Genomic DNA, 19,193 nt, shown 5'->3' on the forward strand with positions numbered 1-19,193 from the left:
TGGGTTAGGTTTGATACTTCGTCCCATAAGAATACCGCTGGGATATGAAGCTTTTTAAAAGAGCATCACCTGTTTTGTGATGCTCTTTTTACGTTCAACATACACTTATCTCTTTCTGCTTTAGCCAAAAAAATCACATGTAACAATTCAATAACATCTCTTGCTCTGCTGTAAATCAAACCACCCTCTTTCAATCCCTTGATAGCACTCACTTTGTTGTTGTGAGGTTTTGTGTGTAACAAATATTTTACAATTTGACGGGTTTTTAGCGTTATTGCCCATTTCCTTCGATGCATTCCAATCTTTCCGCTTGTGGGCCAAATTTAATTAAGGACAAAAAACACGTAATACAAAACCAATAGGTACAAGGAGAAAGTTCATGGTGGATACATACAACCCGCTTGGCACGGATGGATTCGAGTTTGTTGAATACACGGCCGTTGACCACAAGGGAATAGAGCAACTTAAAGCGCTGTTTGTGTCACTTGGTTTTGCTGAGATAGCCAAGCACCGCTCAAAAGAAGCTTGGCTGTATCGACAAGGTGATATCAATTTTATCGTCAATGAACAACCACACAGCCAAGCGGAAGCGTTCGCTAAAGTTCACGGCCCATCGGTGTGTGGCATGGCGTTTCGTGTTAACGATGCAACCACGGCAATGACGCAGGCGTCTAGCGGTGGTGGTGAAGAGTACAAGACAGAAATCGGGCCAATGGAGCTGAGCATTCCTGCTATTTACGGTATTGGTGAAAGTTTGCTTTATTTCGTAGACCGTTACGGCAAGCAGAGCATCTACGACGTTGATTTCCGATTCTATGATGACGCGCAAGAGCGCATGGCGAAAGCCGACGTAGGCCTTTATGAGATCGATCACCTCACGCACAACGTGAAACAAGGCAATATGGATCTGTGGTCTAGTTTTTATGAGCGTATCGGTAACTTTCGTGAGATTCGCTACTTCGACATTGAAGGTAAGCTGACAGGCCTTGTGAGCCGTGCCATGACCTCACCATGTGGCAAGATCCGTATTCCAATCAATGAGTCTTCAGATGACAAATCACAAATTGAAGAGTTCATTCGTGAATACAACGGCGAAGGTATCCAACACATCGCGCTTGCTACGGATGACATCTACAAAACGGTGAAAACCCTGCGTGATCGCGGCATGGACTTTATGCCAACCCCAGATACCTACTATGAGAAAGTTGATGATCGTGTGAAAGGCCACGGTGAAGATACCGATCTGCTGCGCGACCTACGCGTTCTGATTGATGGCGCGCCGACCAAAGACGGCATCTTGCTGCAAATTTTCACGCAGACAGTAATCGGGCCTGTGTTCTTTGAAATCATTCAGCGTAAAGGCAACGAAGGCTTTGGCGAAGGCAACTTCAAGGCGCTGTTTGAATCGATTGAAGAGGACCAGATTCGTCGAGGAGTATTAGACGATGCATAAATGGATCTCGTTTCCTCATCGGGAGGGGGTGTGCTCTAAACAAGCGCATGCCGACTTCCCCGAAGAGGCAATTTATGAGCGAGAGGCGGGCCGAAGTGGATTCTTCGGCCCTGCCGCTCATTTTCATCACCAACATGCCCCAACAGGTTGGTCGGAGTGGGAGGGCGATCTGCGCCCTCGCGCTTTTGATTTTACGCTGGTGGAAAAAGCCAGCCAGATAACCCCTTGGGCGGTGCCTCATCTTTTGCACAACGCTGACTGCAAAATCCGAGTGTGGCGCATGGACGAGAAGATGGATTTCTTGGTGCGTAATTCCGATGGTGATGAGCTGTTGTTTATTCACCAAGGCAGTGCAAATCTCTATTGCGACTATGGTCATTTAGAAGTGAGTGAAGGGGATTACGTGATGATCCCGCGCTCAACCAACTGGCGCTTGGAGCCAAGCGAGCCAATGTTCATCTTAATGATTGAGAACACAGACGCGGCTTACTCCCTGCCAGAGAAAGGCATGGTCGGTAATCACGCGGTGTTTGATCCGGCGGTGCTCGACATCCCTTCAATCAATGATCAATTTCGCGCTCAGTATTCAGAAAACCAGACTCAGGTTCAGGTAAAAAGTCACGACAAAGTCAGCGTGATCACCTATCCGTTCAATCCATTGGATGCAATTGGTTGGCATGGCGACTTGGCTGTGGTGAAAGTGAATTGGCGCGATATCAGACCGCTGATGTCACATCGCTACCATTTGCCGCCTTCTGCGCATACGACGTTTGTTGGCGCAGGCTTTGTGGTGTGTACTTTTGTGCCGCGCCCAATTGAGAGCGATCCTGGCGCATTGAAAGTGCCGTTTTACCATAACAATGACGACTACGACGAAGTGCTGTTCTATCACGCTGGTGACTTCTTCAGTCGCGACAATATTGAAGCGGGCATGGTGACTTTCCACCCTGCGGGTTTCACGCATGGGCCTCATCCAAAGGCTTTCAAAGCGGGTCAGGCGCACAAGAAGAAGTTTACCGATGAAGTCGCGGTGATGATCGATACTCGCCATGCACTGCAGTTCTCTGATGAACTCGATAGCGTTGAGAACAAAGAATATGTCTACAGTTGGCAAGACACGGGTTTGCAAGAGACAGGTTCTCAAACCATGGCTGACGATAAGAAGTAAGGGACAAGGATGAAATTAGCAACCAAGAAAAATGGCACTCGCGACGGTCTATTGATGGTCGTAAGTAAAGATCTTAAACAATGTGTAGCTGCCACCGAAATTTTCCATGCGATGCATCTAGCGCCAACCATGCAGGTAGCATTGGATAACTGGGACAGCGTGGCTTCTCAGTTAGAAGAGTTATACACCTCGTTAAACAACGGGCATGTGACTGGCAGTGAAGTGTTTGCATCTCAGTATTGTGAATCACCTCTGCCACGCGCATATCAATGGGCTGATGGCAGTGCTTATGTAAACCATGTTGAACTGGTGCGTAAGGCGCGTGGTGCTGAAATGCCAGAAAGCTTCTGGGTTGATCCATTAATGTATCAAGGAGGCTCAGATGCGTTTATCGGCCCTCGTGACAATATCGAATTTGCCAGCGACGAGTGGGGCATCGATTTCGAAGGTGAGGTTGCGATTGTCACCGGTGATGTGCCTATGGGCGCTAGTGCTAAGCAGGCGCATGATTCGATTCGTCTGCTGATGTTAGTGAATGATGTGTCGCTGCGCGGCTTAATTCCGGCAGAGCTCGCCAAGGGCTTTGGCTTCTTCCAATCTAAGCCTTCTTCGGCGTTCTCTCCGGTCGCAGTTACACCTGACGAGCTTGGTGAACAGTGGAAAGGCAGCAAGGTGCATTTACCGCTGATATCGACCTACAACGACCAGCCTTTTGGTTGCCCGAATGCGGGCGTCGATATGACTTTCAACTTTGCTGAACTAGTAGTCCATGCTGCGAAGACTCGTCCACTGTCGGCGGGGGCTATTATCGGTTCAGGCACGGTATCGAATAAGCAAGGCACTGACCACGGCACCTCAATTGCCGAGGGCGGCGTGGGCTATTCATGCATTGCCGAGGTGCGCATGATTGAGACGATTCGCGATGGCAAACCTTCGACTCAATTCATGTCGTTTGGCGACTCGATTCGCCTAGAGATGTTTGATGAGGCTGGTGACTCGATCTTTGGCGCGATTGACCAGAAAGTGAGTCAATATCGACCACGCTAGGGATAGCGACAAGAGTAAAGCGACAGAGAGGAACGTTATGAACGAGGGCTCTTTATGAACAAGAAGATCACACTCTATGGTTATTGGCGCTCTTCGGCAGCCTATCGGGTGCGTATTGGCTTGAACCTAAAGCAACTTAGCTATGAGTCGAAATCGGTGCATTTGGTGCGTAATGGCGGCGAGCAGCATGATCCACAATATCGCGAGCTCAATGCCAGTGAATTAGTGCCAGTGCTGGTGGATGGTGACGTTCAACTCAATCAGTCGCTGACGATTCTGCAATATTTGGACGAAAACTATTTGTGTGAGAGCAGCCCAGACTCCTTGTTGATTCCAGAGCAAACACCATTGCGCTATCAAGCGTTGGCAATGGCTCAGGATATTGCGATAGAAATTCACCCTCTGAATAACCTGCGTGTGTTGCAGTATTTGGAGCGAGAGTTGTCGTGTGAGCAAGAGGCGAAAATAGACTGGCTTCACTATTGGATGAGCCAAGGTTTTTCGGCATTAGAAGAGAAGCTTTCTAAGCATCGTCAAACATACGCTGATTCAGTTTATAGCCTCACCGATTCACCATGCATTGTCGATATTTGCTTGGTGCCACAGGTGTATAATGCGCTGCGCTTTGGCGTTGATATGTCGCCTTATCCGCTGATTAACTCAATTGTCGAAGCGTCCAATCAGTTACCTGCTTTTATTGAGGCGATGCCAGAGAATCAAGCGGATGCGAATGATTCCATGTAGATTCACTGATGTAAACGCAAATACTTTTCCCTTACGCTACCAAAACCGTTTTTGGACTATTCTGTTCTAGCCTGATTGCTCATTTAGCAATATACGAATATCTTCACGTATTGGAAAGTCGCTTGATTGAGTGTGCAGTTTTATTGGTGCAGATTAGTATCAATGAAACGGGAGAAGTCATGATCATTAGTATACCAACCGGAGAACGCGCCTCCGGTTGGTATGTTGTTACATCGAAAATATAATCAAGCTGTTACCACTTATACTTCCAACCCGCTTGAGCTAGATAGAATTTCTGGCTGTTGTCTGAACCACTGGTTAGGCCCGCAGACTTAGACTCATCCCACTTGGTTTCTTCGTAAGCCATACCTACCCACAACGTTGATTTAGGGCTCAGTTTATAGTCGATATTCAAACCTAAACGCAGCCCGTCGTCTGTCTCATTGACGACGTTGTAGTTGTTTGACGCATCATAGATTTTCTCGTTGATGAAGTAGCGGAAATAAGGCATCACGCTCCATTTGTCATTAATTTTAGTTGGGAAGTACCCACGAATCTGGTTTTGTTCCCAGTTCTTGTTTTGGTCGTTATCCCAAGTCCAATCGGTGTATAGGTAGACTTTTGCTGTGAAACTATCACTGTGTTTATACGCAAAACCATGCTCCGCTTCCCACTCGTAATCGTTCTCTCCTACGAAGCGATCATAGTAGTAAAACGCATCCCAGTAAGAGAATGAGAGTTTATCGGTGATCTTAAACTCACCACTAGGCATTATCCAGTACAGGTTGTTGCTGCCACGAGCATCTGTTCCCGGTGCAGAGTCGTTAGATTCTTTTCGGTATGTAGCGTTCAGATTAAAGACCACATCATCGTTGCGAACTAAGTTACGAGTCGCACCAATCTGAGTACGGTTTCGTTGAAACGAGTTATCTGTGTTATTTAGATCCTCAGTGATCGAACGGCGCGCCACTTTATGTTCAAGAAAATAGCTCCATTTGGAGTTAGGGCTATTAATGAATAGCTGTGCGACTGGGGTGAGTTTGTCTATCACTGCATTGCCATCAGGGTCTCTGTGCCCTTCAAACTTTTCCATTTCCATGTAAATGTTCGACGCAACGTTCCACTCAGAGGTAAAGTTTTGGGTTAGCTCTTCCGTTTCAACTTTTACGGCGTTGTCTTCAGTCGCAAGCGCGAGACTAGGTAGAAGCAGTGCTAGTAGGGTAGCTCCAGACTTTTTATTTATCATTTTTATTATTCCTAGGACGAATTATTGGTAGTTCACTGAATGGCCGAATGGGTAAATAACGTCACCGTTGTCATTTTTTATATCTACTGGAAGAGTTCCTGTTGGTGCGTTCAGAGGCAGTCCCGTTTGAGGGTTTAAAAACAAGGTGCGAATACCAGAGCTAATGTTTGCTTCAAGTGAATTGCGGTCATTGTTGGTCACGTCGAACCCTGTGATACCGTAAATAGCGATGTTCGCTTGTACACCGTCTACATGGGCAATGTCGTAAGGATTACGCGTTGAAATCATCACCAGTTTTTTGCCTTCAGCGTTCGCGATATCTACGATTTTCTGAGCATTTGCCGCGTGGCCCATTAGGTTGTATGTCGACATGATAATCAGATCGGATTTTACAATGGTGCTACGAAGCTCATTTTCATTTAAGTTATCTTCCATTAATGCCGCTTTCTGCTCGCTAATGAACATTGGGTGATTACCTGTCTCTTGTTTCACAACGTTCAGGTACTTGGTTACAAGTGCATTGCGGCTATCTTCATCAGAAATAACTAGGATATTGCTGGCTTCACTTGGATCGACAGGCAATACATTATTTTGGTTTTCAATAAGCGTGATTGATGCATCAGCGACCTTTTTCTCTTCAAGTTTGTTCGCTTCAGAGCCTACTGAGTCGATGGCAAACTGTTTGTCTGTGGTTTGGTAAACCAGACCCATTTGAAGCTTTTTCTTTATAACGCGAGTTGCGGCTTCTTTCATACGCTCAAGGAACTCTGGATTGGTTTCCATTTTGTCTTCTAGGTAGACAAATAGGCTTTCCAACTGTTTGATTTCATCTCGGTTGGTAATTTGAAGCGGCATCAAAGCAATATCAGCACCGGCGTAAAGTGAAGCGTGAACTGCGTAGTTGCGACCAAAGTTGTCAGCGATGGCCCCCATATCGAGCGCATCGGTCACAATTAGCCCATCAAAGCCAATTTTGTCACGTAAAACCCCAGTCAAAATAGGTTTGGAGAACGTTGCAGGGATTAGCATTTCTTTGTCACTTAAGGTCGCTTGGATCATAGTGTCATCCACGCTTGGTAGCGTCACGTGCGCTGACATTATGGAATCGGTACCGTGCTCAATCGCGTACTTAAATGGAGCGAGGTCGATCGCTTCCCACTCTTCTCGTGAGTAGCTGACTTCTGGTAAATCGTAGTGTGAATCGACGCTCACGTTGCCATGCCCAGGAAAGTGCTTCAGTGCACTGATCACGCCAGCTTCATGAATACCATCCATGTAGGCGGTAGACATTTCATTGATCACATCAACATTGCTGCTGTACGAGCGCACACCAATGATCGGGTTGTTCTGGTTCACATTGACATCAACCACAGGGCCGAAGTTGTAGTTAATGCCTAAAGCGGACAGCTCTGAGCCGTGAATCTTGCCAGCAACGTAAGCATTGTTCGCGTCACCAGAGGCAGCTAGCGCCATGTTTCCTGGCATCTCTGTGCCATTCTGCAATCGAGTGACGTAACCGCCTTCTTGGTCAGTCGCGATGAGAAGAGGTAGGTTACTGCTCGCCTCTTGCAAGGCATCAGTGAACTCGACGATTTGATTCGAATTCACTAGATTTTGGCGAAATAGAATTACACCGCCGATATGGTAGTCGGTGATCATCGAGCTTATGTCATGGTTAATTCGAGTTACAGGGATCTCTTCATCGGTGTATGGGTCTTTGCCCCACGAGCGAAAATCCATCATCAATGTTTGACCGATTAACTCTCTGTTATTCATCGTACTTACGACGCTTTCAGCGTATTTTTCTGGTTGTTGCTGGTACTGCTCTAGGTCTTGATTACTGAATTTATTCATGCCACTCGAACAACCCACAACAGACAATACTGCTGTACTCAAAATGATCTTATTCAATTTCATCACTGCTTTTACCTAAGTTAAATCAACGTTTTTGGAACCAAACATGTACGTAGCAAAGAAACCCACGACATACGAAATAAGAAGACCAATAACAAACACCGCCATCCCTGCAAAAATACCGCTGTTAGAAGTCATTAATGGCACAGCGACGATACCCGATGGGCCAAACACTGTATTTAAACCGACTGGCATCCCTAAGTAAGAGACCAATCCAATAAAGAACCCGCCTGCTGCACCGCCAATACAAGCGGTAACAAACGGTTTTACTCGTGGAAGTGTGACGCCGTAAATCAGCGGCTCACCTATACCCAACAAACCAGGCACAATAGCCCCTTTGACTTGAGTGCGAAGAAGAGAGTCTTTTTGGGCTTTGAAGTACAACGCCATTGACGCGCCGACCTGACCGCCACCCGCCATCGCCAAGATTGGGAACAGAGAGTTAAAGCCTTGCGCTTCCATAAGTGCAAAATAGACAGGAACAAACCCTTGGTGAATACCAAACACGACAGAGATAAGAAATAGGCCAGCCAGTAAAGCGGCACCAAATGGGTTGTCGTTTAAGTTAAGGAATAACCAAGACATGCCTTTGAACAACTCGCCACCAATCGGCATGATCAACAAGTAGGTGACCGCGCCCATAATGAGAAGCGTGACGACAGACGTTAGGATCATATCGAGGTCATCGGGCATGTATTTTCGAACCAGTTTCTCTACGTAAGCACCGGTGATTGCCGCGAGTAATACCCCAATGATGTTGCCACGCGGGTCGATAGAGAATCCGAAAAACTCATTCATCCCTGAGTAGACGCCGGACGTGGCGGTTGGGTCATATCCCAAGACGAACAGTGAAGCCAGAATCGCCCCGTTAACGCCAGAGCCGCCAAAGGCTTGCTGGGCGTTATAGCCAATCAGAATGCTCAAAAAGGCAAAAAGGCCGGTACCAAATACTTTCATGTAGGCAACAAGGTCTAACAGCGACTTGCTTGGTTCTTGATCGATAATGTAGGTCTGCTCAAGTAAGGTTGCAAAACCAAGCAACAGACCCGCCGCGATAAAGCCAGGGATTAAGGGGGTAAAGATGGTAGCGAACTTACTAAGAAATCGCTGTACTCCACTGGTTTGCTTGCTCTTCATTTGCTTTTTTTGTTCAGCCGCAACCGTAGACAAATCTTCCTCTGCATTAGTTTGTTTTACGGTCGCTTCAGGCTGCTCAAGCATCAAGCTGTTCATCAGCTCAGAAGCTTGTTGCGCTTTACCTGGCCCAAGAATGATCTGAAGTTGTTCGTCACTCTCTACCACACCCAGAACGCCTGGGGTTTTCTTGATGGTATCCAGAGACGCTTGATTGATGTCTACGAGGGCTAAACGTAAGCGGGTCATGCAGTTCCCACATTTACGAATGTTGCCACTGCCGCCAACGGCCAACAGTAAAGCTTCAATCATGGTAGGCGTTATTTTTGCCATTTGAATTACCTTTTATAACTGAATTTAATTATTCGTCGGCGAGTGCAGTTCGGATGAAACCACCGCTTTTATTGAGTCGTGCACAGGCTTCTTCGGCGCTGATGCCAGCCAAAATCATGAGAATTGCGGTTTTGCAGTTGTTATTACAAGCGTTAAGCGCATATTCAGCGTGTTTGCTGTCAACTCCGGTTGCTTCAATAACAATGTTGATTTGACGTTGGACGAGTTTGGCGTTGGTCGCCTCTACATCAACCATCAAATTTCCAAACACTTTCCCACTGCGGATCATGGCGCCGCTGGTCAACATATTGAGAACCAATTTCTGAGCGGTACCGGCCTTCATTCTTGATGACCCAGTCACCACTTCAGGGCCGACAACTGGAGTAATCGCAATGTCTTCGGAATTTGCCATTGGAGATCCGGGGTTACATGAAATTGACACAGTGGTCGCTCCGATGAATCGAGCATAGGTGAGGCCACCCAACACATATGGAGTTCGACCGCTCGCCGCTATTCCGACGACTACGTCTGACTCTGTTAGCGCCAACGATTTTAAATCTGCTTGTGCGAGCGCAGGATCATCTTCCGCGTTCTCTACAGCTTTTAAGATGGCTTGGTGCCCGCCAGCAATAACGCCAATGACTTGTTCAGGGCTCGTGCCATAAGTCGGTGGGCATTCGCTTGCATCTAAAATGCCTAAGCGCCCAGAAGTGCCAGCGCCGATGTAGATTAATCGGCCACCTTTTGCAAAAGCACTTGTGATCGCGTCAACGGCTTTTGCAATGTGAGGAAGGACTTCTTCTACGGCTAACGCAACACGTTGGTCTTCTTTGTTGATGACGGCTAGCATGTCAATTGTTGATAGCTTATCAATGTCTGCGCTTGCAGGATTGCGGCTCTCTGTAACCAAACGGTTCAAATCGATCTTCATTACTTGTTCTCTTACCCAATACAAACTGAGGGCGATACTAAAGAATAAAATATTCCGTTTGAGTGATAAATATCACAGTTAGAGTTATTCTGAAGTGGTGATTTAGGTGGAATAATTGTGATAAATTTATACTAAATCCCAGGCATTCCGACTTAAGTGGCGGTTTGAACTGAATATTCATTATTCTTCATTAGGAATATTTTATTCTAAAATAATCGAGGTGAAATGTGTCAGTCGTGAATAAAATTGTCAGCCGTCGTACTCAGCTCTCTGCCAATGCGAGAAAAATTGCGGATTGGATAACATCAAATGTGGAACAGGCAGCCTCATTGACAAGCCAAGAACTGGCGCAAGCGACCAACGTGAGTCAATCAAGTATCGTGAAATTTACGCAGCGAATTGGTTTTAAAGGCTACAGTGAATTCAAGTTAGCGCTGACGGAGGATATAGGTCGAAAGCACGCCATTCAAACCACCCCACTGCACAGTAATATTCTGGCCGATGACCCATTCAGCGTTATTTCTCAAAAGCTTGTGCAAGAAAAAACCGATGCGATGATCCAGACAACCAATGCGCTGTCACTTGATACCTGCACGGAAGCTATTCGACTGTTAGATGGTGCCAATAGAGTGCAAGTCGTGGGTATTGGAGGCTCAGCACTCACGGCAAAAGAGTTTAGCTTTAAATTGCTGAAATTAGGCATTACCGCTTTAGCAGAACAAGACAGTCACGTTCAGATAGCGATAGCCCGTACGCTTACCCCGCAAGATGTCCAAGTTGTTATTTCGTTTTCAGGGGAAAGAAAAGATGTGTTAATCGCCGCAGAAACAGCAAAGGAGCAAGGTGTTAAGGTCATCGCTCTTACCTCCGCTCGTAAAAGTAAACTTCGAAGCATCGCGGATTTATCCTTTGATACGATTGCTGATGAAAGCCAATACCGAAGTTCATCGATAGCATCCCGAACAGCTCAAAACATTATTACTGATTTGCTGTTCATTGCATTAGTGAAGCAAAGAGATGAATCAGCAAGACAGCTTATTGATGACATCAACTCAGATATTCGTCAGGTTTCGCATAGATAACTGGTTACTTTACTTTCTTCTAGCTTGGATTTTTTGAGATAGGAACACTAAAGCGAAACAACACTCTTTATCTCTTCCAAAACCTCGGCGTTAGCGATAGCCCCGAGGTTTTCTACATTTTTGCCATTGATCACCTGTTTCACAGCCAACTCCACCAGTTTGCCAGAGCGTGTTTTTGGCACGTCGCTGATCGCAAATATCTGGCTTGGCACGTGTCTTGGCGAACAAGAGGATTTGAGTTTGCTTTTGATGGCTGTCAGTAACTTTTCATCTAAACTCACACCTTGCTGCAGCTGAACAAACAGCCATACCTGTTCATTGCGGTCGATGTTTTTACCGACTGCTATCGAATCGATGATGCCGTCAATGGTGTTCACTTGCTGGTAGATCTCGGCAGTCCCAATTCTTACCCCACCGGGGTTGAGGGTGGTGTCGCCTCGACCGTAGAACAGGTAGCCACCATGCACGCTCTGTGCGACTTCATCACCGTGATGCCACACATTATCGAACCTATCCCAATAGGTGCTGTGATAGCGCTCTCCGGTGTCATTCCAAAAGCCAGCGGGGAAGTTGGGTAGGGAGTTGGTGCATACTAATTCGCCACGTTCATGATTGACCTTTTGACCAGACGAATTGAACACCTTGATGTCGACGCCGAGCCCGGCCTGTTGGCACTCACCGCGATACACAGGCGAGATTGGGTTACCCAAAACAAAGCAGCCACAAATATCCGTGCCGCCAGAAATCGACGCTAAATGCAGGTCTTGCTTGATGTGCTTGTAGACGTAATCGAACTGCTCTGGGTAAAGCACAGAACCCGTCGAGCACAGTGTTCTTAATTGAGGCAGAGAGTGGCTGTCGATTGGTGAGAGTTCGGCTTTCTCAATCGCTTCTATGTACTTGGCTGAGGTGCCAAATGTCGATACGTCAGCACGCTGCGCTAAATCCCATAGAACGTTAGGTTGCGGGTAAACCGGGCTACCATCAAAGATAACCAAACAAGCACCGCTGGCGAGCGCAGATACGTGCCAGTTCCACATCATCCAACCACAAGTGGTGTAGTAGAACACGCGATCTCTTGGTTTAATATCGCAATGAAGCTGATGCTCTTTTAGGTGGTTGATGGTAGTGCCACCGACAGAATGCACTATACATTTGGGTTTGCCTGTGGTGCCGGAAGAGTAGAGTACAAACAACGGTTCATTGAAGCCGACACGAGTAAATCGAAGAGGTTTTGTCTGATAGTGATTAATGATGCTGTGCCAGCTTAGAATCGACACATCATGTTCAACTTTTTTCTTCTCTAAATCGCTCTTCTCTAAGTCATTACTCGGTTTCAAATAACCGATCTCACACACCTGTTTTAATTCGTTTAAGTGTTCGATGATTTCACGGTTCTTGCCCGCCATATCGAACGTTTTGCCATTGAAGGTGTAACCGTCACAGGTGAACAGCACCTTAGGTTTCACCTGTCCGAATCGCTCAATCACACTCTCTACTCCAAAATCAGGCGAGGTCGATGTCCAAATCGCGCCTAAGCTGGTGGCGGCTAGCATGGCTATCACGGTTTGTGGCAGATAGGGAGTATACGCAGCAACTATATCACCTTGTTTCACTCCGCTATCGACAAGCCATTGCTGAACACTAGAGACAGCTTCACACAGGGTTTCCCATGTATAACTCTGTTGTTCGCCACGTTCATTCTCAAACCAAATCGCAAGCTCATCAGGCATGGTGTGTGCCAAACGCAGCAAGTTCTCGGCGTAGTTTACTTGTGCATTGGGAAACCAAACCGCATCACGGTTCGATTTAGGCTGCTGCCAGCGGCTCCCACCTTGAGCTTTGATGGTCTCGCTTTCTGCCTTGTTAATAGAGTCTTGTGAGCCGACTACTCCACAAAACTGCCACACGTTTTGCCAAAACGATTCCGGCTGAACTACAGACCATTGGTGGAGTTCGGCATAGTTTTTTACGTCCCTATCTAGGTTTAACCAAGACTGTTCAAGGCTATCGATGAATCGGGTTAAGTTGGCATTGGCGATACGCTGCTCGCTTGGCTGCCAAATGGGCTTATTGCTTTCGTGCATTCCTTTACCTTTAACAAAAAGTTAACGTTTTCAGTCTGGTATTTAGGTTTTACAAAGTCAAAAGTTCAGCAAAATAAGTGTCTGGCGGAATTGTGTAAATAAAATGTTACACGATCGCTTGTTTCGAAAAATCGCGCAAATTGGCGCTTATAAGGAGTGGAGATAGGCTTAAAGTGAGACATTCGAAAGGAGGTGTGTAATGACTCAATATCATTCTAAGCCCGTGAGCCAAGAGGGATGGGTTGAGTGGAGCCTCGAAGAAGATGCCATTTGGCACGACTTGGTGAAAAGGCAACTGGACGTCATTAGTGACCGCGCATGCGATGCTTATTTGCACGGTTTGACCTTGCTGGATCTACCATTAGACAGAGTTCCCCAGCTGCCAGAGATAAATAAAGTGCTAATGGAAACAACCGGTTGGCAAGTTCAGCCTGTGCCTGCATTGATCGATTTCGACCGATTCTTTGATTTGCTCGCCAATAAGAAATTCCCAGTTGCGACATTTCTGAGAACGCGAGACGAGTTCGATTACTTACAAGAACCTGATTTCTTTCATGAAATTTTCGGCCATTGTGCCATGCTCACTAATGCCGATTTCGCGGCTTTCACTGAGCATTATGGAAAACTAGGCCAAGCCGCCACATCTAAACAGCGCGCTTATCTTGCCCGTTTGTATTGGTTTACGGTTGAGTTCGGTTTAGTAAAAGAAGGCCAACAACTGAAAATCTATGGCGGTGGCATTCTTTCGTCTCCAGCGGAAACTATGTATGCGTTGGGAGGGGATTTGGCCGTTCGCGAGCGGTTCGATCTGCAAACGGTTTTAAGAACGCCTTATCGTATCGACATCATGCAGCCGAAATATTACGTGATCGACGAGCTATCTGAGCTCTTTAAAATCAGTCAGGAAAACCTATTACAGCAAGCTGATCTCGCCATCGATGCGGGGTTACTACCACCACTTTTTGAACCCAAGGAACCAACACATGTTGAATGAACAAAAATGCGAAGCCTGCAGTATCGACGCGATTGCCCTAAGTGAAGATGAACAACAATCTTTACTGTTGGAGTTGTCAGACTGGCAGATCATCGAAAGAGACGGCATCCCGCAGCTTGAGAAGGTGTTCAAGTTTAAGAACTACAAGCAAGCATGGGCATTCAGCAACATAGTGTCAGAACTGGCAGAAGAAGAGTTCCACCATCCTTCGATCTTATTGGAGTGGGGCAAAGTCACCGTCACTTGGTGGAGCCACTCAATCAAAGGCCTGCACAAAAATGACTTCATCTGCGCCTCACGCTGCGATGTGTTCGCGGTGAGTGAATAGTTTTGTAGGTTAGGAGTTACTCTTGCAACCTCTGTGATGCGATTAACTCATTATTCGGCTCATAATGTGAGTTGAATAATTGCCTTAAACGGCTCATAGTATGAGTTGAATAAGTGATACTTTCACCTCATGGGGCGTAATATGTGGATTTGGCAGCAAGATAATTGGCCAAACTTTGTTTGGGATAATCAGAAAATAGGCGTGAGGTTAAGAGAGGTACGTCTTAATCAAGGCATCCTATTGGGCAAGATAACCTCTCAATCCACAGACCAAACCCAAACCATGCTCGACACTTTATTAGCGAACATTGTCCATTCCAGTGCGATTGAGGGAGAAAAGCTTAATGCTTTCTCGGTCCGATCTTCTTTAGCCAACAAACTCGGTGTCAGTGAAGAGCGACCTTTTCCTACGACAGAACAAACCGATGGCCTGGCTGAAATTATGTTGGATGCGGTGCAGAACCTAACAGAGCCACTAGCGCTTGATCGGATTTTACATTGGCACGATAGACTGTTTCCTCAAGGTTACACCATGTTTAACCCTGTAGTCGGAGGTCAGCTAAGAGGCGACACTCCCATGCAAGTGGTATCGGGAAGAATTGACCGTCCGACCGTACATTTTGAAGCGCCTAGCCGAGACATTCTTGATGCTGAGCTAGATGCGTTTATCACATGGTTTAATGATTCACTTACCGACGCCACACTCGATCCTCTATTGCGAGCCGCAATCACTCACCTTTGGTTTATCACCTTACACCCGTTAGATGATGGTAATGGTCGTATTACTCGATTGTTGACCGACTTGGCGTTAGCACAGGCCGAGCAGCAGTCGGTACGCTTCTATGCGATGTCGGTGGGAATTCTCGCTAACCGCAAGCATTACTACGAGATATTGGAGCGAACCCAGAAAGGGGGACTCGATATTAGCGAATGGTTGATGTGGTTCTTAGATACGTTAGACGAGACGTTTACAGGGGGTTTCGCTGAGGTCGATCAAACCGTTTATAAGACCAACTATTGGCGAAGCATCGACCAAACCAAGCTTACTGTAGAGCAAGTTAAAGTGCTGAATAGGATGCTCGATGGAGATTTTTCAGAAGGTATCAATGCTAGTCAATATAAAAAAGTAGCGAATGTGAGTAGTGCTACAGCAACACGTCATTTGAGCGCTTTGACTGAGAATGGCTGCTTAGTTAAATCTGGTTCTGGCGGTCGAAGCACGCGCTATCTGTTGCCTGAGTAGGGTTCACTTCAATTTATATACTTAAAGGTGCTGAGAATGTTGGCAGTTCTTTAGCCACAGAAGGTTGTTAAACGAGCCAACTTATAGGTTAAATCTCGCTCCTTCTTTCTACTACTATTAAAATGTGCAAATACAATTATATAACGATATAGTTAAGTCTGGGTTTCCTGTATTAGGGACATTATGTGGTGGTTTAGTTGGTGCAGCATCAACTTATCTTTTAACAAAGTTGAATAACGACAATGACGAAAAGAAAGACGCTCAAAAGCTGCGGAATGATCTGTTAATGAAAACTGCAAATGATGTAGCAGAATTTGAGCATTTAATGGCGATTTATACGACTACATTAGCGAATTATCTAAGAGATCAAGTCGATGACGGCTCTTTGAAAACAGCTTACCTAAATTCATTCAATAGTAATCTAACTTTGCGTAAGGCTAGAATGAATCTCCATATTCTCGGAATGGAAGCATCGTTAGAGTTATTAGAAGGGTATGTTGAGGCTACAAGAGAAGTGCTAGCTTATGGAAAGCGGTTAGATATAAAAAGAGCTATTGAACTAAATCAGAAGATATCTAAGGGTCCAATTTTATTCTATCAATCATTATCGATCGATCCTTAACGCCTTTTTGTTGTTTAGTAAGCTAACTTTCAAAACTCTGCTTTTCACTTTTTAGTTGCTCTTCACCAAACGCACTTTCCCAAACTAGCTTGACCTACATCAGCACTTGCTTGGTTTCTTGTCTCATAAACCCTTTCTGTTACTCATAGTATTGGTTTTATGAGGCTGCTCTATGATATATTTCTCGGCCAAGTGTATTACAGACGAAGGCTAGCAATGTCTATCAACCTTTCACTCCTTCCACCCAGCGAGAAAAATAAAATCGAACTGGATAAGCAAGCATCGTTTCTTGTATGGAAACTGAAGCAAGCGAAATGTGGCCCTGAAGCCATTGTTGAAGAAGCAATGAAGCTAGGTGACCCAGATGAAAAGGTGTGGTTTGAACAGTCTGTAGAAAAATACAAACGGGTAATGGGTGTCGCATAAACGCAGACAAACCTTGCCCAGCAGTGCTGTAGAATTGAAATGACACAGTAATTTGCTAGAATTTGCACCGTTAATTGAATCAGAGAGAAGATCCCGATGGGAAGAAGTTTTGAAGTGCGCAAGGCCTCAATGGCGAAAACTGCAGGCGCAAAAATTAAAGTTTATTCTAAATACGGTAAAGAGATTTACGTACTGGCTAAGAACGGCAGCTCTGACCCAGACATGAACCTACCTCTTAAGCACCTGATTGCTAAAGCGAAGAAAGACCAAGTACCAGCACACGTTATCGAAAAAGCGATCGATAAAGCGAATGGCGGCGGCGGTGAAGACTTCCAACCAGCTCGTTACGAAGGTTTTGGCCCAGGTGGCACAAGTGTAATCGTTGACTGTCTAACTGATAACGGCAACCGTACTTTCCAAGACGTTCGTCAATGTTTCGTTAAGACTGGCGCGAAAATCGGTGTTGAAGGTACTGTGTCTCACATGTTCGCTCACCAAGCTGTATTCCAGTTCAAAGGCGAAGATGACGAGATCATCCTAGAAACGCTTATGATGGAAGACGTAGACGTGACTGACGTTGAGCTAGAAGACGGTGTTATCACTGTATTCGCTCCAACGACTGAGTTCTTCAAAACGAAGACTGCACTAAACACTGCGTTCCCAGAGCTAACGCTAGACGTTGAGGAAATCACTTTCGTTCCTCAAACAACTACGCCAGTAGCTGAAGAAGATTCTGAGAAATTCCAGAAGTTCTTAGACATGCTTGACGACTGTGATGACGTTCAGCAGGTTTACCACAACGCTGAGCTGTAATATCAATCTATAATTGATAGCTTTGCTCTTGTGAGTAAATGTAGAATACAAAAAACCGAGCCTAGTGCTCGGTTTTTTTATGAACGTTATACCTGATTTTCCTTGATCATCGTTCCATAATGTACGGCTGACAAAGCGTTCTCTGGTCGCGATTTATCGCTGAACTTCATTATATTGTTCGTCTTATCCCGACATGAATCTGATTTAAGTACTCCCTGAGTATCATCGGGGTGATCGCCAAGCGTATTTAGTGTACAAAGAAAGAAAATATCAGCCAAAGGCTTTGACCCTGCTTATTGATGCACTGATTGAGAGTGTTCGATCTTTTCATAGCGATGGTTTGGTCAAATAAAAGGAGAAAGAAATGAAAGTAAGTTTTATCGGGCTAGGCGTTATGGGTTTCCCAATGGCAGGCCATCTAGTCAAAGCCGGTTTTGAAGTAACGGTATTTAACCGCACTCACAGTAAAGCGCTAGACTGGGCTGATAAACACCAAGGTAAAGCGGCAGAATCTGTGGCTGAATGTGTAGCGGAAGCTGACGTGGTATTGGTTTGTGTGGGCAACGATGACGACGTACGCAGCATGACAACCAGCGAAACAGGCGCATTGGCAGCGATGAAGCCAAACGCGATTCTTGTCGATCACACTACAACGTCTGCAGTTCTGTCTGAAGAGCTTGAAGTGGCAGCGAAGCAAGCCGGTATTCGCTTTATGGATGCACCTGTATCTGGTGGCCAAGCGGGCGCAGAAAATGGCGTGCTAACCATCATGTGTGGTGGCGAACAAGCGCTTTTCAACGACCTTCAACCTGTGTTCGAAGCTTACGGTAAGTCGTCAGTTCTTATGGGTAAAGTCGGCCAAGGCCAACGCGCGAAAATGGTTAACCAGATCTGCATTGCAGGAGTGTTGAATGGCTTATCTGAAGGCTTAGTGCTTGCTGAAAAATCAGGTTTGGATATCCCAACTCTGGTTGATTGCCTTAAAAACGGCGCTGCTGGCTCATGGCAGATGGAAAACCGTGCTACCACAATGGCACAAGACAAGTTCGATTTTGGCTTTGCAATTGATTGGATGATCAAAGACTTAGGTTTCTGTCTAGATGAAGCTGAGCGCCAAGGCATCCAGCTTCCACTGACTGAAAAGACCAACAACGCCTACAAGGCACTGTCTGCCGAAGGACAAGGCCGCATGGATACATCAGTATTGATGAAAGCCGTGGTTGAAGAGACAAAGAAGTAGAAAGATCGAAGTAATAGGAACTTCGTTTAGATAACTAAAAATAGCCGCGGATTAGCGGCTATTTTTTTGGTTTGAGCTCTGCCGAGTGCGTTAATCCAAAATAAATCCCCTCCTAGCCTCCCCTTGATTCATATGTAGATCCCTTGCTGATCGTGGAGAGGGGAGGAATAGAACATCGATCGTTAAAAGTGTCGATATATGTTCAGTGCTAAAGAAAGTTCTCCCCCTCTGCTAAAGATCTAGAGATATTGATGAACCCAGATTGAGGGGGAGTTAGAGGGGGAGGTAACTATGGCTAATTATGCGAATAGTGTTCGTCTAGTTCCTATAAGGTTGAGACCCCACTCACACCGCCTCTCAACCATTCACTCCTTATAATTACCATTCGT

General features: G+C 45.9%; 18 protein-coding genes and 1 pseudogene. 13 read left to right on the top strand and 6 right to left on the bottom strand.

The genetic code is table 11. The features are described 5' to 3' along the window. Positions 1 to 65 precede the first annotated feature (65 nt). Positions 66 to 296 carry a hypothetical protein gene (locus AB6E51_RS01745; RefSeq protein ID WP_229647578.1) on the bottom strand — a complete coding sequence of 77 codons (231 nt, stop codon included), beginning with the start codon at positions 294 to 296 and terminating at the stop codon, positions 66 to 68. An 83-nt stretch (positions 297 to 379) separates the two neighbouring features. Between AB6E51_RS01745 and hppD the strand changes: the two genes are divergently transcribed. From hppD to maiA, 4 genes are read left to right on the top strand one after another with little or no spacing between them, the layout of a single operon-like run. Beyond that, complete coding sequence (gene hppD / locus AB6E51_RS01750; RefSeq protein ID WP_372057689.1) at positions 380 to 1,453, top strand: 4-hydroxyphenylpyruvate dioxygenase; 1,074 nt, start codon at positions 380 to 382, stop codon at positions 1,451 to 1,453. After that, positions 1,446 to 2,621, top strand: coding sequence for a homogentisate 1,2-dioxygenase (locus AB6E51_RS01755; RefSeq protein WP_372057690.1), 1,176 nt, complete (start codon positions 1,446 to 1,448; stop codon positions 2,619 to 2,621). The genes hppD and AB6E51_RS01755 overlap by 8 nt, the downstream gene beginning before the upstream one ends. A 9-nt stretch (positions 2,622 to 2,630) precedes the next feature. Next, complete coding sequence (locus AB6E51_RS01760; protein ID WP_372057691.1) at positions 2,631 to 3,668, top strand: fumarylacetoacetate hydrolase family protein; 1,038 nt, start codon at positions 2,631 to 2,633, stop codon at positions 3,666 to 3,668. Positions 3,669 to 3,722: 54 nt separating this feature from the next. Further along, positions 3,723 to 4,412: a maleylacetoacetate isomerase gene (gene maiA / locus AB6E51_RS01765; protein ID WP_372057693.1), complete on the top strand. Its 690-nt coding sequence runs from the start codon at positions 3,723 to 3,725 to the stop codon at positions 4,410 to 4,412. 253 nt (positions 4,413 to 4,665) lie between these two features. Here the strand turns inward: maiA and AB6E51_RS01770 are convergent, their stop codons facing one another. Genes AB6E51_RS01770 through murQ form a run of 4 tightly spaced genes read right to left on the bottom strand, consistent with a single transcriptional unit; the run spans position 4,666 to position 9,970 of the window. After that, positions 4,666 to 5,658 (bottom strand): OmpG family monomeric porin, encoded by a 993-nt coding sequence (locus AB6E51_RS01770; protein WP_017065119.1) that lies wholly within the window; start codon positions 5,656 to 5,658, stop codon positions 4,666 to 4,668. A gap of 21 nt (positions 5,659 to 5,679) precedes the next feature. After that, a complete protein-coding gene (locus tag AB6E51_RS01775; RefSeq protein ID WP_372057769.1) occupies positions 5,680 to 7,575 on the bottom strand; it encodes a glycoside hydrolase family 3 protein in 1,896 nt (631 codons plus the stop codon). A 12-nt stretch (positions 7,576 to 7,587) separates the two neighbouring features. Next, on the bottom strand, positions 7,588 to 9,039 hold the full coding sequence (murP, locus tag AB6E51_RS01780) for a PTS N-acetylmuramic acid transporter subunit IIBC (protein ID WP_017065117.1): 1,452 nt from the start codon (positions 9,037 to 9,039) through the stop codon (positions 7,588 to 7,590). 28 nt (positions 9,040 to 9,067) lie between these two features. Beyond that, positions 9,068 to 9,970, bottom strand: coding sequence for an N-acetylmuramic acid 6-phosphate etherase (murQ, locus tag AB6E51_RS01785; protein ID WP_017065116.1), 903 nt, complete (start codon positions 9,968 to 9,970; stop codon positions 9,068 to 9,070). Between the two features lie 227 nt (positions 9,971 to 10,197). Here murQ and AB6E51_RS01790 point away from each other — a divergent pair, with 227 nt between their 5' ends. Then, a complete protein-coding gene (locus AB6E51_RS01790) occupies positions 10,198 to 11,052 on the top strand; it encodes an SIS domain-containing protein (RefSeq protein WP_017065115.1) in 855 nt (284 codons plus the stop codon). A 47-nt stretch (positions 11,053 to 11,099) separates the two neighbouring features. Here the strand turns inward: AB6E51_RS01790 and AB6E51_RS01795 are convergent, their stop codons facing one another. Beyond that, positions 11,100 to 13,139, bottom strand: coding sequence for an acetoacetate--CoA ligase (locus AB6E51_RS01795; protein ID WP_372057694.1), 2,040 nt, complete (start codon positions 13,137 to 13,139; stop codon positions 11,100 to 11,102). 199 nt (positions 13,140 to 13,338) lie between these two features. Between AB6E51_RS01795 and phhA the strand changes: the two genes are divergently transcribed. The 8 genes and pseudogenes from phhA to AB6E51_RS01835 all read left to right on the top strand — a co-directional run bounded on the left by phhA (position 13,339) and on the right by AB6E51_RS01835 (position 18,804). Then, positions 13,339 to 14,133: a phenylalanine 4-monooxygenase gene (phhA, locus tag AB6E51_RS01800; protein WP_017066732.1), complete on the top strand. Its 795-nt coding sequence runs from the start codon at positions 13,339 to 13,341 to the stop codon at positions 14,131 to 14,133. Then, positions 14,123 to 14,461: a 4a-hydroxytetrahydrobiopterin dehydratase gene (locus AB6E51_RS01805; RefSeq protein ID WP_017065112.1), complete on the top strand. Its 339-nt coding sequence runs from the start codon at positions 14,123 to 14,125 to the stop codon at positions 14,459 to 14,461. The genes phhA and AB6E51_RS01805 overlap by 11 nt, the downstream gene beginning before the upstream one ends. 141 nt (positions 14,462 to 14,602) lie before the next feature. Continuing rightward, the gene (locus AB6E51_RS01810; RefSeq protein ID WP_372057695.1) at positions 14,603 to 15,703 is read left to right on the top strand and encodes a Fic family protein; all 1,101 of its coding nucleotides are present in this window, start codon (positions 14,603 to 14,605) and stop codon (positions 15,701 to 15,703) included. Between the two features lie 124 nt (positions 15,704 to 15,827). After that, positions 15,828 to 16,325 (top strand): hypothetical protein, encoded by a 498-nt coding sequence (locus tag AB6E51_RS01815; protein WP_372057696.1) that lies wholly within the window; start codon positions 15,828 to 15,830, stop codon positions 16,323 to 16,325. Positions 16,326 to 16,541: 216 nt separating this feature from the next. Beyond that, positions 16,542 to 16,751 carry a DUF3283 family protein gene (locus tag AB6E51_RS01820; RefSeq protein WP_008216860.1) on the top strand — a complete coding sequence of 70 codons (210 nt, stop codon included), beginning with the start codon at positions 16,542 to 16,544 and terminating at the stop codon, positions 16,749 to 16,751. Positions 16,752 to 16,847: 96 nt separating this feature from the next. Next, positions 16,848 to 17,564: a YebC/PmpR family DNA-binding transcriptional regulator gene (locus AB6E51_RS01825; protein WP_010432326.1), complete on the top strand. Its 717-nt coding sequence runs from the start codon at positions 16,848 to 16,850 to the stop codon at positions 17,562 to 17,564. A gap of 187 nt (positions 17,565 to 17,751) precedes the next feature. Then, positions 17,752 to 17,916: pseudogene (locus tag AB6E51_RS01830) on the top strand (LysR family transcriptional regulator); the annotation flags it as partial. Positions 17,917 to 17,928: 12 nt separating this feature from the next. Further along, the gene (locus tag AB6E51_RS01835) at positions 17,929 to 18,804 is read left to right on the top strand and encodes an NAD(P)-dependent oxidoreductase (RefSeq protein ID WP_017070192.1); all 876 of its coding nucleotides are present in this window, start codon (positions 17,929 to 17,931) and stop codon (positions 18,802 to 18,804) included. Positions 18,805 to 19,193: the final 389 nt, after the last annotated feature.

Origin of the sequence: Vibrio sp. 10N.247.311.47 (assembly GCF_041467535.1) — a bacterium.
GTDB classification, from domain to species: domain Bacteria; phylum Pseudomonadota; class Gammaproteobacteria; order Enterobacterales; family Vibrionaceae; genus Vibrio; species Vibrio crassostreae_C.